At 70.1% G+C, this 14,643-nt stretch carries 9 protein-coding genes and 2 pseudogenes; 3 read left to right on the top strand and 8 right to left on the bottom strand.

Annotated elements, in window-relative coordinates; all coding sequences use genetic code 11:
• Nucleotides 1-11 precede the first annotated feature (11 nt).
• The 4 genes and pseudogenes from ACZ3IJ_RS10340 to ACZ3IJ_RS10325 all read right to left on the bottom strand — a co-directional run.
• Nucleotides 12-902 (bottom strand): annotated as a pseudogene (locus ACZ3IJ_RS10340) (alpha-L-fucosidase); the annotation flags it as partial.
• 117 nt (nucleotides 903-1,019) lie between these two features.
• Nucleotides 1,020-2,645 carry a glycoside hydrolase family 13 protein gene (locus tag ACZ3IJ_RS10335; RefSeq protein ID WP_467467253.1) on the bottom strand — a complete coding sequence of 542 codons (1,626 nt, stop codon included), beginning with the start codon at nucleotides 2,643-2,645 and terminating at the stop codon, nucleotides 1,020-1,022.
• 14 nt (nucleotides 2,646-2,659) lie between these two features.
• Nucleotides 2,660-3,949 carry an alpha-L-fucosidase gene (locus ACZ3IJ_RS10330; protein WP_467467252.1) on the bottom strand — a complete coding sequence of 430 codons (1,290 nt, stop codon included), beginning with the start codon at nucleotides 3,947-3,949 and terminating at the stop codon, nucleotides 2,660-2,662.
• Nucleotides 3,950-4,132: 183 nt separating this feature from the next.
• Nucleotides 4,133-4,399, bottom strand: a pseudogene (locus ACZ3IJ_RS10325) (lamin tail domain-containing protein); the annotation flags it as partial.
• Nucleotides 4,400-4,759: 360 nt separating this feature from the next.
• Between ACZ3IJ_RS10325 and ACZ3IJ_RS10320 the strand changes: the two are divergent.
• The 3 genes from ACZ3IJ_RS10320 to ACZ3IJ_RS10310 all read left to right on the top strand — a co-directional run bounded on the left by ACZ3IJ_RS10320 (nucleotide 4,760) and on the right by ACZ3IJ_RS10310 (nucleotide 8,553).
• Entirely contained in the window at nucleotides 4,760-5,989 is a 1,230-nt protein-coding gene (locus ACZ3IJ_RS10320; RefSeq protein ID WP_467467251.1) for a hypothetical protein, read from the top strand.
• A complete protein-coding gene (locus ACZ3IJ_RS10315; protein ID WP_467467250.1) occupies nucleotides 5,973-6,743 on the top strand; it encodes a hypothetical protein in 771 nt (256 codons plus the stop codon). Before ACZ3IJ_RS10320 ends, ACZ3IJ_RS10315 begins: the two co-directional genes overlap by 17 nt.
• A gap of 133 nt (nucleotides 6,744-6,876) precedes the next feature.
• Nucleotides 6,877-8,553, top strand: a complete 1,677-nt coding sequence (locus ACZ3IJ_RS10310) for a right-handed parallel beta-helix repeat-containing protein (RefSeq protein ID WP_467467249.1) — start codon at nucleotides 6,877-6,879, stop codon at nucleotides 8,551-8,553.
• Between the two features lie 277 nt (nucleotides 8,554-8,830).
• Here ACZ3IJ_RS10310 and ACZ3IJ_RS10305 read toward each other — a convergent pair whose 3' ends face one another.
• From ACZ3IJ_RS10305 to ACZ3IJ_RS10290, 4 genes are all read right to left on the bottom strand, one after another.
• Complete coding sequence (locus ACZ3IJ_RS10305) at nucleotides 8,831-10,267, bottom strand: UDP-glucose dehydrogenase family protein (RefSeq protein ID WP_467467248.1); 1,437 nt, start codon at nucleotides 10,265-10,267, stop codon at nucleotides 8,831-8,833.
• 45 nt (nucleotides 10,268-10,312) lie between these two features.
• Nucleotides 10,313-11,335: a UDP-glucose 4-epimerase GalE gene (galE, locus tag ACZ3IJ_RS10300; protein ID WP_467467247.1), complete on the bottom strand. Its 1,023-nt coding sequence runs from the start codon at nucleotides 11,333-11,335 to the stop codon at nucleotides 10,313-10,315.
• Nucleotides 11,336-11,369: 34 nt separating this feature from the next.
• On the bottom strand, nucleotides 11,370-13,259 hold the full coding sequence (locus ACZ3IJ_RS10295) for a glycosyltransferase family 2 protein (protein ID WP_467467246.1): 1,890 nt from the start codon (nucleotides 13,257-13,259) through the stop codon (nucleotides 11,370-11,372).
• Between the two features lie 137 nt (nucleotides 13,260-13,396).
• Nucleotides 13,397-14,491 (bottom strand): UDP-glucuronic acid decarboxylase family protein, encoded by a 1,095-nt coding sequence (locus tag ACZ3IJ_RS10290; RefSeq protein WP_467467245.1) that lies wholly within the window; start codon nucleotides 14,489-14,491, stop codon nucleotides 13,397-13,399.
• Nucleotides 14,492-14,643: the final 152 nt, after the last annotated feature.

Raw genomic sequence — 14,643 nt, 5'->3', positions numbered from 1 at the left:
GCCGGAACGACTCAGTCCCGGCCCGTTCCCCGGTAGAGGTCGAGCTCCCCGTCGAGTTCGACCGCGAGCACGGTCGCTGCATCGTCGACGTCCGACCCCTCCGGAGCGTCGATCCACAGCACACCGGGAACCTCGTGGAGGCCGCCGGTCACCCGATGGCCCAGCTCCGCGCCGGTGCCGAGCACCGTCACCCGCTCCACCGCGTTGCGCAGACCGCGCAGCGAGACCGAATCGCGTGGAGCGTCGAAGCAGACCAGGTAGAGCGTGCGCCGGTCGGCGGAGAGCGTGCTCGGGCCGTAGTGGTGCCCCGCCGGCAGCCCGGCCACCGTGCCGTGCACCGCGCGCTCGTGCCGCGCGATCCAGGCCCCCAGACCCTCCAGCCGCTCGACCTGCTCCGCCGGGATCGTCCCGTCCTCCCTGGGCCCGACGGCCAGCAACAGATTGCCGCCCATGCCGATGGTCTCCGTGAAGTAGCGCACCAGCTGACGGACCGACTTCTGGTTGTGGTCCCGGTGCTGGAACCCCCAGGAGTCGTTCATGGTCAGACACAGCTCCCACGGCCCCTCAGGCGGCAGGACCGGCACACCCTGCTCCGGCGTGGCGTAGTCGCCGTGGCTGAGCACGCGCGCGTTGAGGACCGTCTCCGGATTGCCGGAGAGGATCCGCTCGGCGAGCACGTCCATGCCCCACTGCTCCTCGCTGCGCTCCCACGCGCCGTCGGATCACAGCAGATCCGGGCGGAAGCGGGAGACCAGCTCGCCCACCTGGGCGTCCCGGTACGCGACGAAGCGGGCCCAGGCCTCGGGGTCCTCGGCCCCGTCCTTCGGGGCGACGAGGGGATGGGCGTTCGCGTCCTCGTTCGGCGGCTCGGGGTGGGTCACGCTCGCGTAGTCGGGGTGGTTTGGGCAGGGGATCAGTCCTCGGTGCAGGTGGGAGCGGGTGGGGTGGGTGCGGAGAGGCTCCGCGGCGCCGGGCTGGGCCCGCCACGGCGTCGTTCGCGGACTCCCGGGACTCCGGTGTCAGTCGGTTCGGAGCCAGACCGTGGTGTCGGGCGGCAGCAGTCCGCCGTCGAGCGGACCACTGGCCAGCATCAGCTCGGTGTGGGCGGGCAGCTCGACGGGGGACTCCGAGAAGTTGACGACGCAGGCGAAGCCGGAGCCACGTGTGAAGGCGAGCATTCCGTCCCGCGCGGGGAGCCAGTCCAGCGTTCCGTCGCCGAGGGCCGGTTCCGCGCCGCGGATCCGCAGCGCGGTGCGGTACAGCTCCAGTACCGAGTCCGGGTCGCCGCCCTCGGCGGCGACGGTGTGGTCCTTCCACGCCGGCGGCTGGGGCAGCCACGGCTCCGCCTCCGTACCGGCCGGGCTGAAGCCGAACGGCGCCTCGTCGCCTTCCCACGGCAGCGGGACGCGGCAGCCGTCGCGGCCTAGGTCCTCCCCGCCCGACTGGTGGAGAGTCGGGTCCTGACGGTGGTCGAGCGGTATGTCCTCTACCTCCCACAGGCCCAGTTCCTCGCCCTGGTAGACGTAGACGCTGCCGGGCAGGGCGAAGCTGAGGAGCGCCGCGGCGCGGGCACGGCGGAGACCGAGGCCGAGATCGACGGGGAGGCCGTGCCGCCGCTCGATGTACGAGGTGTCGGTGCGGCCGTAGCGGGTGACGACTCGGGTGATGTCATGGTTCCCGAGCACCCAGGTGGCCGGGGCGCCGACGGGGGAGTGCTGGGCGATCGTCTCGTCGATGACCGAGCGCAGACCGGACACGTCCCACGGGGCCTGCATGAAGGGGAAGTTGAAGCCCGTGTGGAGTTCGTCCTGCCGCAGGTAGCGCGGCAGGGACTCGGAGGAGACCCAGAGCTCGCCCACGAAGACGCGTTCGCCCGGGTAGGAGTCGGCGATCTTCCGCCAGGAGCGGTAGATCTCGTGCACCCCGGGCCGGTCCGCGTCCGGTGCGGGTGCGTCTTCGGGCAGTGAGGCCTTGTCGGGCAGCCCGTCCTGCTTGATCAGCAGGGACGCGACGTCGATGCGGAAGCCGTCCACCCCGCGGTCGAACCAGAAGCGCAGGATCGACTCGAACTCCTCCCGGACCTCAGGGTGCTCCCAGTTCCAGTCGGGCTGTTCCGGCGTGAACAGGTGGAGGTACCACTCGCCCGGTGCGCCGTCCGCGTCGGTGGTGCGGGTCCAGGCCGGGCCACCGAAGCAGGACTGCCAGTCGTTGGGGGGAAGTTCACCGTGCCCGCCCTTGCCGGGGAGGAAGTGGAACAGCTCTCGCGCCGGTGATCCGGGACCGGCGGCCAGGGCAGCCCGGAACCAGGGATGCTGATGCGAGCAGTGGTTGGGCACCATGTCGACGATGATCCGCAAGCCCGACGCATGGGCCTCGGCGACGAGGGCCTCGGCCTCCTCGAGGCTGCCGAAGAGCGGGTCGATGTCGCGGTAGTCGGCCACGTCGTAACCCGCGTCGGCCATCGGCGACACGTACCAGGGAGAGATCCACACCGCGTCGACCCCGAGGTCCTTCAGGTGCGGAAGCCGGGCCCGGATACCGGCGATGTCGCCGATCCCGTCCCCGTTCCCGTCGGCGTAACTGCGCGGGTAGATCTGGTAGATGACGGCGCTGCGCCACCAGGGGCGGCTGGGCTTACGGGACACGGACGTGTCACCTCCTACGTGGGCGTGCCGGCGGCGCTGGCCGGCGCGGGCCCGAACTTGTCGGTCATGACCTCAGGCTGTTCCTCGATGTCCGGAGCCGAGGAGCAGCCGGTGTGGAAGCCGGTGACCCGGCCGATCCGCGCGCCGTCTCCGACAAGCCTGATCCGCACCTCGGAGACGGTGACGGGCTCGAAGGCGTGGACACGGCGGACGCCGACGGTGTGGCCGGAGGCGATCAGCTTGCCGTCGGCACGGATCTCGTGGACCGTGACGCGCTGGCCCCGGACCAGGTCCTCCCGCAGCTCCAGGTGGTCGACGAGGACAGGCCGGGGGAAGCGGGCCACCATGTCCTCCCCCTCCGTGGTCAGTCGGGCAGGTTCGGGGTGGGCGAAGCGGCGGGCCACCTCGTCGGTGAACTCCAGCAGACGGGCTCGGTCGGCGTCGTCGATCAGGCCGCGCCGGTCCGGCGGCACGTTGAGCAACAGCCCGGCTCCCAGGCCGACCGAGCGGTACCAGATGGCGAGAAGGTGGTCACGGCTCTTGAGGGTATGACCGTCGTCCGGCTGCCAGAACCAGTTGCGGCGGATGGGTACGTCGCACTCGGGCGGAAGGTAGCGGGCCCGGTCGAGGGCTTTCGCGCCGTCGTCGTGGATGGAGACGCCGGTGGCCTGCACGACGTACGCGCAGGGATCGGCGGCGAGACCGTCCTCGTTCCCGACCCAACGGATCGTCGGGCGACCCATGTTGAAGACCATGGCCTGGGGCTGGTGGGTGTCGATGACGGCCATGACGGCGTCCCAGTCGTACGCACGGCCCTCGGAGCCCGCGCCGTCGAACCACAGCTCGTACAGGGGTCCGTAACGGGTGCACAGCTCGGTCAACTGGCGCAGGTAGAAGGCGTCGTAGGCGGGCGGATCGTCGTAGCAGGGGGCGTTGCGGTCCCAGGGGGAGAGATAGAGCCCGAACCTGACTCCGGCGGCGCGGCAGGCCTCGGCCACCTCGCCGACCACGTCGCCCTGGCCGCCACGCCAGGGCGAGGAGGCCACCGAGTAGTCGGTCGTCGCGGTCGGCCACAGGCAGAATCCGTCGTGGTGCTTGGCCGTGAGGACGACGTACGCCGCCCCGGCGGCGACCGCTGTCCCCACCCACTGCCCGGCGTCGAACGCGCTCGGTGCGAACGTCGCCGGATCGAGGGTGCCGTCACTCCATTCCCGGCCGTTGAACGTGTTGACACCGAAGTGGAGGAAGAGGCCGAATCCAGCGTCCTGCCACTCCAGTTGGCCCTGTGTGGGGGCAAGAGGCATCGGGTCGTCCTTCGGGCGCGGCGGGTCGACCACCGCCGGGTCGGGCGGGCCGGACCGGTCCGGCAGATCCAGCGAGGAAGTGGATAGAAAGCGCTTTCCCGCTGCTTCCGACGCTACCGCTTCCGGCTCGACCGGTCCAGAGCGTCCCTGCGGAATTCGGCCGCCACGGACACGGCGTCCGGCTCAGCAGGTGACGGTGCCCCTGCGGATCGCGTGACCACTGGTGTTGCTGTCGTCCGCCCAGTACACGGGCTTGGTTCCGCCGACGCACTCGTCGGGCCCGGCGAGCGCGAAGCCCTCGTTGTTCAGGTTGGTCATGCCGCTGGGCCGGTTGTAGACCGCGGTGAGGGCGAAGGTGCCGCCGGCGCCGATCTTCATCGTCCTGTGCGCGCCGGAGCAGGTGTCGTCGCAGACCAGCCACAGCCGTGCGGCCTGCGCCTTCCACACGAGGGTCCCGGCGGACGCCGAACGCCGTTCGGCATCCGCCCGGTTGCCATGTGAACGCACGCCGAACGACAGACCGACCGGTCCGCCCTCCGCCCGCCCGCCGACGCCGGAACGGCTTCGCTGCCGGCGGCACCCGACAGGTCTCGTCGTGGAGCGAGGTCTGCGTCTCGCGACCGCCCGCCTGCCGCGCAGAACGCGTTGCTCGGCGTCGAACCCCCGTGAGAGCATCGAGTTTCGACGGTCCGCGTTCCTGCAGGTGCGCTCTCGCGGCGCACCTGCAGGAACGCGGACCGTCGCCATGTCCACGGTATGTCCGGGGTCTTACGTACTCCGCGAAGATCTGCGAATGACAGGTGGCGTCTGATGCCCACGACAGAGCTGAGAGAAGCCTGCATCGACGATGCGAGCAACGTCCTGGTCGTTTCTTCGGCGTCTGACGAAGACGACTTGGTCAGGAACTTCTTCGGGTCCGTGATCACACCGGAGGACCTTGCCTCTGGTTCGACCGACGTCACACGGAAGTCGGTGTACCTGTGTGGTGACGTGTCCGGCATCAGCGCTCTCCAACTGCGTTCGGCTGAACGCGTGTTCGTGGTCCGGGAGTTCGCGCACGGGTACCGCGAGGGTGACGACGAGCGGTGGAGTCTGGTCGACCTCGGGCGAGTTCCCGTCCGCGTGCACGGTGTCGGCGTGTACTACCGCCGCTTCTTCGGACTCGACGCCGATCACTTCGGACGGATCCGTGCCGAGCACACGTTCCAGGCGCTGACGGAGTCCACCAAGCCGGGGACGGCCCGTCGCAGCGGGATCTACCTGACGCCCGTCACGCGAGACGGCGACGAACTTCATTTCCGCCTGCTCCGGTGCTCCACGAATCTCTCGGGGCCGACCGAGAACTTCCGGCCGACCGACACGCGCATCGTGGAGGCGCTGAACCGCGAGGCCGCCTCCGTCTTCCGCCACCAGGCACCTCTGAACCACGTCCTCGCGCAGATCTACCACAACACCGCCGCCACGGCTGAGCGCAAGCAGTCCAAGGCCAGGATCTCGGCCCATGCCGACAAGACCAAGGACATGCCCGTCAACGGAATCATGGCCTTCTGTACCTTCTACGACCGGCTCGACAACCTGCGGCCCTTGGCCGAGGACGCCTTCGACTACGGCGTGAAGAACGTCAGTGGATTGACCAGGCTCCACTTTCGCCTCAAGGAGCCCTCCGGCGAATGCGACGGGGGTCAATTGCCCTCGCAGTTCACCGTGACCCTCTATCCCGGCTCGGTGTTCTTCATGCCGCTGTCCACCAACCGCCTGTACACGCACGAGATCAAGCCCTCGACGCTGTCCGCCGAGCTGCTCCCGACCCGCCTGGGGTACGTGGTGCGCTGTTCGGGCGCCGAAGCCGTTCACCAGAACGGCAGTACGTTCCTCAAAGTCGCCGGAGACGTGGTGGAGCTCGGGCCACCCACCGCGGCCGGCCTGAGAGAGCTGCGCAGACTGTACGCCGAGGAGAACAGCACCTCGTCCTCCGTCGACTACGGCGACGAATTTCTCTTCAGTATGAACGAGGGAGACTACGTTGCCCCACGGGTCTAGGATCTCGGGCGAGATCATCTCATGCACCCTGCCCGCCGAGGAGAATCTCTTTGCCGAGCTGTCGGCCTCGGCTCGTTGGGAAGACGTGGGGAAGGGCCGGCGAGGCGCCGTGCTGGCCAAGGTGGACGAGGCGGGAACTGTGCCTCTCGTGCGCACGACGACGCGGTACAGCGGCGCGGCGCAGCGCTTCCGCGCTGTGCACGACAGGCTGGCGCGACAGATCCAAGAGCGTGCAGCGCTGCCGGTGGCTTTCAACAACGCCCTTGTCGAAAGCTACACGAACGCCTACAGAACCATGGGCAGCCATTCCGACCAGTCCCTCGATCTGGCCGACGACTCGTTCATCGCCGTTTTCTCCTGCTACGAACACCCCGAGGCAGGCCCTCCGAGAAAGCTGATCTTCGAATCGAAGGGGTCGGGCGGCGGAAGGCTCGAGGTGCCTCTCGTTCACCACGGTGTCGTGGCGTTCTCCGTCGATGCGAATCGGCGACTCAGGCACAAGATCGTTCTGGATCCGCCTGTTCGCGCGGTGGAGAATCAGTGGCTGGGCATTACCTTTCGAACCTCGAAGTCACTCGTTCGATTCCGGGACGGGTGTCCCTTCCTGCCGCAGGGTGCGCGCCTCGTGCTGGCCGACGACGAGCAGAGGCGCGAGTTCTACCGGCAGAGGCGTCGTGAGAACGACGAGGCGGACTTCACCTACCCTCCGCTGACGTACACCGTCAGCGAGAGTGATCTGATGCCGCCCGTCTGACCGCGGGCTGAAGGTGTCACGCGCCACGTGACTCGGATGCCGCACGTTCGATGACGCTCCATAAGTCCGGTATGTGACAGTCTGTTGCTTCATTTGCCTGATATGGCGCTGGAACGTCCCTCAGGGGGTGCGGATGAACGCGGTGACACGTTGCCGGACGACGAGGGCCGCGGCGGGAGTCTCGGCCTTGGTGCTCCTGCTGCTCACGGGGTGCGACGTGCCGGGGGTCTACCGCCCGGCCCGCCCCGCGAGCGGCGGTCCCTTCACCTTCTACGTGAGTCCGGACGGCGACGACCGGAACGACGGCCTGTCGCCGGAGAAGCCGTGGAAGACCCTGGACCACGCGAACACCGTGAACTTCCGGCCCGGTGACAGGCTCCGGCTCAAGGGCGGCGAGCGGTTCCGCGGCGCCGTCACCCTCGGAGAGGGGGAGGCGGGTAGTGCGGCGCGTCCGGTCGTGATCGATTCGTACGGAACGGGTCGCGCCACGATCGCTCCCCGCGGAACCTCCGGCATCGCCGTGCGCGACACCGCGGGCGTGGAGATCAGGAACATCGCGCTGGTCGGCGACCGCAAGGCGCTGCGCGAAGGGGTCGGGATCTCCTTCCGTGCGACCCGTCCCGGGAAGCGGCCGCTCGCCCACGTCAGGATCGCGAACGTGGAGGCGCGGGGCTTCCAGAACGGGATCAGCGTCGGCGCGGAGGGCGACACCGTCACGGGCTACAGCGACGTGCGTATCAGCGACGTCTCCGTGCACCACAACCTGGAGGCCGGACTCGCGTTCTACGGACCGGAGTTCGAGGCGGACGATCCGGTCTACGCCCACTCCGGAGTGCGCATCGAGCGGGTCACCGCGGCCTCCAACACCGGCACCCCGGGCAGTGACGGGCGCAACACCGGCAGCGGCATCGCTCTCGGCAGCGTCCGGGACGCCAAGGTGCGGCTCTCGGTGGCCCACGACAACGGCGCGCGCTCCGCCCTCGACGCCCCTGAGGGCCCCGAGGGCATCTGGGCGTACGACTCCACCGGTGTGGTCCTGGAGAACAACCGCTCCTACCGCAACCGGACCGGATCCCGGGTGGACGGCGGCGGTTTCGGCCTCGACAACAACGTGTCCCACTCGGTCATGCAGTACAACTTCGCCTACGGCAACGACGGGCCGGGGTTCCTCGTCTACTCCGGAGAGGCGACCGGCGCCCACCGTGACAACATCGTCCGTTTCAACATGAGCTGGGACGACTCACGGAAGCTTCCCGCGTACGGCGGCATCGTCGCCTACGGCTCGCGAATGAAGAACCTGGACATCCACCACAACACGGTCGTGATGCGGACGAGGGACCTCGCCTCCGCGCGGGCCGCGGGAATCCGGCCTCCGGCCCTGCGGCTGCGCGACGGTATGAGGGGGGTGAAGGTCCACGACAACATTTTCGCCACCGACGGGGGTCCCCTGGTCGACGCGCAGTCCTCGTACCTCTCCCGCACGCACCAGTTCCGGGGCAACCTCTACCACAGCGAGGGTCCCTGGTCGCTGAGTTGGGGGAGCCGGCGCTTCACCGACCTCGCCGACTGGCGAACCGCCTCCGGCCAGGAGCTCCTCGACGGTGAGCCGACCGGCACCGGCGACGACCCGTGCCTGCGCGCCCTCACCGTGCCCGTCACCGACCCGGCCGGGGCCCAGAACCTCGTGCCACGCTGCGAGGACGAGGTGTCCGTGAGCATGGGCCCCCAGGACTCGGGGGTCGACGCGGGTCTTGTCGACTACTTCGGCAACCGCCTCCCGGACGCTCTGCGCCCCGGCGCCGCGCAGTAGCGCACCGCCCGCCCGGCCCGACGTGCCGTGACGCCGCACCGCCCGCACGGTCCATGACCGGGCGGGCGGTGCGGCGTCGGCGTGCTGGGAGTCGGTACCTCTAGGGCGTGTTGCGAAAGTCCCGCCTGCCCCGCGACGCCTGGCACGCACGCTCGCTGCGTTGTCGGGATCGTCCGAGTACACCCGGTACGAGGACGACCCTCCGCCTTGCGATCGCACGCACCAGACGCCGCGGGGCCCGCCCTTCGGGCGGACGGCGCTACTTTCGCAACACGCCCTAGACCCTGCCGGTCGGCAGCGCCGGGGGCAGGAGGTCGGGGTGGTTCGCCTCGACGGGCGGCGAGGCGATCGTGGTCCGAAGCGGCTTCCCGGCCCGGGCGGCCGGCGGCCCGTCCGCCGGTGCGGGACGGCCGAGCGCCTTGACGGTCCAGCCGGCGGCCCGCCACTCGTCGTGCGGCAGCGCGTTGCGCGCGTCGACCAGGACCGGCCTGCGGACCACCTGGGCCAGCTTCACCGGATCCAGCGTGCGGTACTGCTCCCACTCCGTGAGGTGCAGTACGAGCTCCGCCCCTTGGCAGGCCGTCAGAAGGTCCGCCTCGCAGCGCAGTTCCGGGTGGGCGCGGCGCGCGTTCACGGCGCCCTCCGGGTCGTGCACCCGGATGTCGGCGCCCTGCCGGTGCAGCGCCGCCGCCACCGCCAGCGCCGGCGAGTCACGCACGTCGTCGCTGTTCGGCTTGAAGGTGGCGCCCAGGACGGTCACACGGAGGTCGGTCAGGCTGCCCCCGGCCAGCTGACGGGCGAGTTCGACGGTCCGCGTCCGCTGCCGTTCGTTGATCTCGTCGACCTGGTCCAGGAAGGCCACCGCGGGGCCGACGCCGAGCTCCTGGGCGCGGGCGGTGAACGCCCGGATGTCCTTCGGCAGGCAGCCGCCGCCGAAGCCGAGTCCGGCGTTGAGGAACCGCCGGCCGATCCGGGTGTCGTGGCCGATGGCGTCGGCGAGGGTGACCACGTCCGCGCCTGCGGCGTCGCAGACCTCGGCCATCGCGTTGATGAAGGAGATCTTCGTGGCGAGGAAGGAGTTGGCCGCGACCTTCACGAGCTCGGCCGTGCTCGGATCGGTGCCGATGTACGGGACGCCCGCGTCCAGAATCGGAGCGTACAGTCGACGCAGAGTCTCGTCCGCCTCCCGGCCGGCCGTGCCGACGACGATCCGGTCCGGTCGCAGGGTGTCCTCGACGGCGAAGCCCTCGCGAAGGAACTCCGGGTTCCACGCCAGGTCGACCCGTACCCCCGCCGGGACGAGCTCCTCGATACGTGCGGCCAGGCGCGAGGTGGTGCCCACCGGGACCGTCGACTTGCCGACCACCAGACACGAGGCCGGCAGGTGCGGCACGAGCCCGTCGACGACGGCGTCGACGTACCGCAGGTCGGCCGCGTGGGAGCCGGCCTGCTGAGGAGTGCCCACGCAGATGAAGTGGACCTCGCCGTGCGCCGCCGCTTCGCGGAGGCTGGTGCCGAAGCGCAGTCGTCCGGAGTCGAGGGCGCGGGTGAGGACTTCGTCGAAGCCGGGTTCGTAGAAGGGGGGTCGCCCCTCGCCGAGTGCCGCGATCTTCTCGGCGTCGACGTCGACGCCGAGGACGTCGTGTCCGATGTCGGCCATGCAGGCGGCGTGCACAGCTCCGAGATAGCCAGTTCCGATGACGGTCAACCGCATGCGGTGATCTCCTGTCTGAACGCGGGTGGGGTACGGCGCGAGGGGTCAGGGCGCGTAGCCGTGCGGGTTCTGCTGCTGGAAGGTCCACGCGTCACGGCACATGGCGGCCAGGTCGCGCCGGGCGGTCCAGTTCCAGGCCGAGGCGACCTTCGTGGGGTCGGCGACGAGTTCGGCGACGTCACCCGGGCGGCGCCCGGTGACGCGGTGCGGGATCGGCCGCCCCGACACCTCCTCGAAGGTGCGCACGAGCTCCAGGACGGACGCGCCGCGCCCGGTCCCCAGGTTGAAGACCCGCATACCCGGCTCGTCGTCGATGTGGTCCAGGGCCGCGCGGTGCCCCTCGGCGACGTCGACCACATGGACGTAGTCACGGATCCCGGTGCCGTCCGGGGTGGGGAAGTCGTCGCCGAAGACGCTGAGTTCGTCGCGGCGTCCGACGGCGATCTGGGTGAGGAACGGCATGATGTTGTTCGGCACGCCGCTCGGGTCCTCGCCGAGGAGCCCGCTGGGGTGGGCACCGGCCGGGTTGAAGTACCGCAGGGCGAGCACCCGGAGCTCGGGCACGTGTCGGCAGACGTCCGCGAGGATCTGCTCGCAGGTCCACTTCGTGGTGGCGTACGGGTTGGTCGGCGCCGCCGGCGACTCCTCGGTCAGCGGGACGGTGGTGACGTCGCCGTAGATCGAGCAGGAGGACGAGAACACCAACCGGTGCACGCCGTGCTCGTGCATCGCGGAGACCAGGGCCGTCGTACCGCCGACGTTGATGTCGTAGTACGCGAGCGGGATCCGCACCGATTCGCCGACGGCCTTCTTCGCGGCGAAGTGGATCACTGCCTCGATGGGGTGGCTCGCGAAGACGGCGTCCAGGGCCCTCCGGTCGCGCACGTCCGCGACGTGAGCCGCCGCGATGGGGCGGCCCGCGATCTTGGCGACCCGTTCGAGGACCTCGGGCGAGCTGTTGGAGTGGTCGTCGAGCACGACGACCTCGTGGCCGGCTCGCAGGAGCTCGACGCAGGTGTGGCTGCCGATGAAGCCGGCACCGCCGGTGACCAGGACGGTCTGGGGCACGGGAACCTCGATTCTCGATCGGCCGCAGGGGCCGTCACCAGGCGTAGAAGCCGGCGAGATAGGTGGGGAAGACGCCGACGGCGAGCGCCAGCGGGAGCAGGGCGACGAGCCCCGCGGTGAGCGGGACGGCTGCGGTGCGGAGCGCCCGGTGCCGCGGCACCCCGGCGGCGCGTGCCGTCTCTCCGACGTGCAGGGTGCAGACCGCGAGGGTCACCATCGCGTACGACAGGGCGCCCAGGATGCAGAGGAACACGTAGCCGAAGGCGGGGCCGGAGAACTGGCCGACGACGGCGGAGCAGGAGAGGAACAGCGTGATCACCAGGTACGGCGCCACAGCGCGCAGCGGCAGCGGTTCCAGGCCGTCCCGCTTCTTCGGCGTGACCTTGAAGGTGACCGGGCGGGGCCGCAGCTTCTGCACGGCTGCCGCCGCCACGCCCCAGGCCACGTACGGCCAGCGGGCCAGGCCGAAGAGCCAGATCTCCCAGCTGATCACGGGCGAGTCCTTCGGGCGCAGCAGGCCGAGCCTGCGGCACAGCAGCGTGAGGAGCATCAGCCAGACGGACATGGTCCAGAAACGGGCCAGGAACTCGAAGTAGTTGACGTTGATCCACGGAACACCGGTGACCGCGGCGATGGGCGGCAGCATGATGCCGATCACCGTGGTCAGGGCGAGCAGCGGGTAGTACAGCAGCGCGCAGGAGAAGCGGATCCGCAGCTTTCCGGGCATCCGGCTCAGGTGACGCGGCATCATCCCGAAGAACATCACGGCCAGGCTGCGCGACCACTGGAACTCCTGGGTGACCATCGCTCCGAAGGTGATCGGGCCGTCCCCGTGCGCTTCGGCATCGATCGCGAACGCGCCCTGCCAGCCTGCCGAATTGAGCAGGAAGGACGTCGAGAAGTCCTCGGCGAGCTCGGGGCCGAGGCCACCGATGTCCCGGAGAGCCTCGGTGCGCACGGCGTAGTGGGAGCCGATGCACAGCGGAGCGAGCCCGGCGGAGTAGCCGAGCTGCACGGGGCCGTGGAAGAGCGCCTCCCGCTGCAGACGGCCGCGCGCCGCCCACGACTGGTCGGCGTTGGCGTCGCAGACGCTCGGGGCGGCGACGTAGCCGATGGCCGGGTCGGCGAAGGGCCGGACGACCTCGGCGAGGTAGCGCGGGTGGGGCACATGGTCGCAGTCGAGCTGGGCGACGACGTCGTAGTGCTCGTATCCCCAATGGTCGTAGAAGAAGGCGAGGTTGCCCTCCTTGCACCGGGTCCGCCGCGGCCAGGCGGCCCGGTGGTAGTCCGCGCGGCCACGGCGGCAGGAGAGGCCGACACCGTGGGCCACGCACCAGTCGGTGATCTCCTCGGTGGGATCCTCGTCGCACAGCCATACGTCGTAGGCGTACGGGTAGTCCTGGCCGAGCATCGCCTCGAGGGTCTTGCGGGCGATGTCCCAGTGCTCGGACGGGGCGCGGGTCACCACGAACGCGGTACGCAGCCGCGGCACCTCGACGGCCGGGTCGAAGCGCCGCATCCGGATCAGCGCGACGAGGAAGTGCACCGGCAGATAGGCCAGGTAGAGCAGCAGGGCGCTGTTGATCACCAGACCGGTCCAGCCGATGCGGTGCGAGGGCTCGAGCCACCACACCCAGAACCACACCAGGCAGGCCGCCCAGCCCAGCGACAGCAGGGCGACCAGGAAGCGGTGGGGGCCCGAGAACGCCCGGACGAAGCTGGACGGGCGCGGGGTGAGCCCGCGCGCCGGGAGCGCGAGGACCGGGCCGTCCGGACCGATGGAGGCCACCGCGCCGTTCGACAGGGCGTGGATCTCCGCCCCCAGCGCCTCCCACTCCGCCGGTGACCCGGGAGCCGGTGAGGGGAGCGGGGGTTCCTGGGCGGTGCCGGTCCCGTGTGCGGGACCTTGCTCCAAGGACGTCATGGCAGCTGGTTCTCCAGGCGGTGCGACAGGGTGAGAACCCGGGGGAGCCCGGGGGAGGCCGGGGAGCCCGGGGGGAGCAGGCTCGGCGGACTCAGGGCCGCGGCGGGACCGGCGGTAGGCCCGCCGCGGCGTGTGGGTCAGCCACCCGCGACAGGGGCCCCGGGCGCGGTGGAGGCGACGCCGGTGGGGGTGCCGGCCGGACCGGGGATCGTCTGCGGTGTGAGGGGCGCCGATGGCGCCGCGGCCAGTGGCATCGTCTCGTCCTGGCCGCCGCGGATCGACGCGGCCGACGCGGCGAGGCGGTCCGCGTGGGAGGCGAAGTACGCGACCGTGCGACGCAGGCCCTCGGTGATGTCGATCTCCGGCTCCCAGCCCAGTACCTCGCGGGCGCGGGTGATGACCGGGCGGCGACGGACCGGGTCGTCGACCGGCAGCGGGTGGTGCTTCACCTCGGATGCCGAGCCGGTCATCTCCAGCACGATGTCCGCGAGTTCGGAGACGGTGCGCTCGACAGGGTTCCCGAGGTTGAAGGGGCCCAGTTCGGAGGAGTCGAGGAGCGCGACCAGGCCGCGGACCAGGTCGTCGACGTAGCAGAAGCTGCGGGTCTGGCCGCCGTCTCCGTAGATGGTGAGCGGCTCGCCCGTCAGAGCCTGGGTGATGAAGCTGGACACCACCCGACCGTCGTGGGGGCGCATGCGGGGGCCGTAGGTGTTGAAGATCCGGGCGATGCCGACGTCCACTCCGTGCGTGCGGCGGTACGCGGCGGAGACCGCCTCGGCGTATCGTTTCGCCTCGTCGTAGACGCTGCGCGGGCCGATCGAGTTGACGTTGCCCCAGTACGTCTCCTCCTGCGGGTGGACCATCGGATCGCCGTAGATCTCGCTCGTCGACGCGAGGATGAAGCGGGCGCCGTGACGCATGGCCAGGCGAAGGGCGTTCTCGGTGCCGCGGCTCCCGACCGCGAGCGTCTCCAGCGGGTGGCGCAGATAGTCGGGAGGGGAGGCCGGGGAGGCCAGGTGGGCGACGGCGTCGATGTGGCCGGCGACCTTCACGGACACGCTCACGTCGGCGTGCTGGAACTCGAAGGCCGGGTGGGCCAGGAGATGGGCGATGTTTTCCGGGTCGCCCGTCGAGAAATTGTCGAGGCACACCACGGAGTCGCCGCGCCGCAGAAGCGCCTCGCAGAGGTGTGAGCCAAGGAAACCACCGCCACCGGTCACGGCAACGCGCATGTGTTCTCCAGGAATGAGAAGCGGAACAACCTCGAGATCCGCTCGCGCTTACAATCGAATGCCGGATTGGCCTGACTGTTCGAAAAGCCGAGCCATCCCGGAAGATGTAGAACGAGAGTATGGGCATACGTAGTCATTTTTGCGGAGTGACT

The sequence above is a fragment of the Streptomyces sp. NPDC013317 genome (genome assembly GCF_055563155.1).
Note: the sequence above shows the minus strand (reverse complement) of the source record. Positions and strands in the feature narration are given on the sequence as shown.

What these genes read in the sequence shown, in the direction of transcription:
- ACZ3IJ_RS10310 (WP_467467249.1), top strand. Translation starts at nt 6,877, where the DNA reads ATGAACGCGGTGACACGTTGCCGGACGACGAGGGCCGCGGCGGGAGTC.
- ACZ3IJ_RS10305 (WP_467467248.1), bottom strand. Translation starts at nt 10,267, where the DNA reads ATGCGGTTGACCGTCATCGGAACTGGCTATCTCGGAGCTGTGCACGCC.
- ACZ3IJ_RS10295 (WP_467467246.1), bottom strand. Translation starts at nt 13,259, where the DNA reads ATGACGTCCTTGGAGCAAGGTCCCGCACACGGGACCGGCACCGCCCAG.
- ACZ3IJ_RS10290 (WP_467467245.1), bottom strand. Translation starts at nt 14,491, where the DNA reads ATGCGCGTTGCCGTGACCGGTGGCGGTGGTTTCCTTGGCTCACACCTC.
- ACZ3IJ_RS10330 (WP_467467252.1), bottom strand. Translation starts at nt 3,949, where the DNA reads ATGCCTCTTGCCCCCACACAGGGCCAACTGGAGTGGCAGGACGCTGGA.
- ACZ3IJ_RS10320 (WP_467467251.1), top strand. Translation starts at nt 4,760, where the DNA reads ATGCCCACGACAGAGCTGAGAGAAGCCTGCATCGACGATGCGAGCAAC.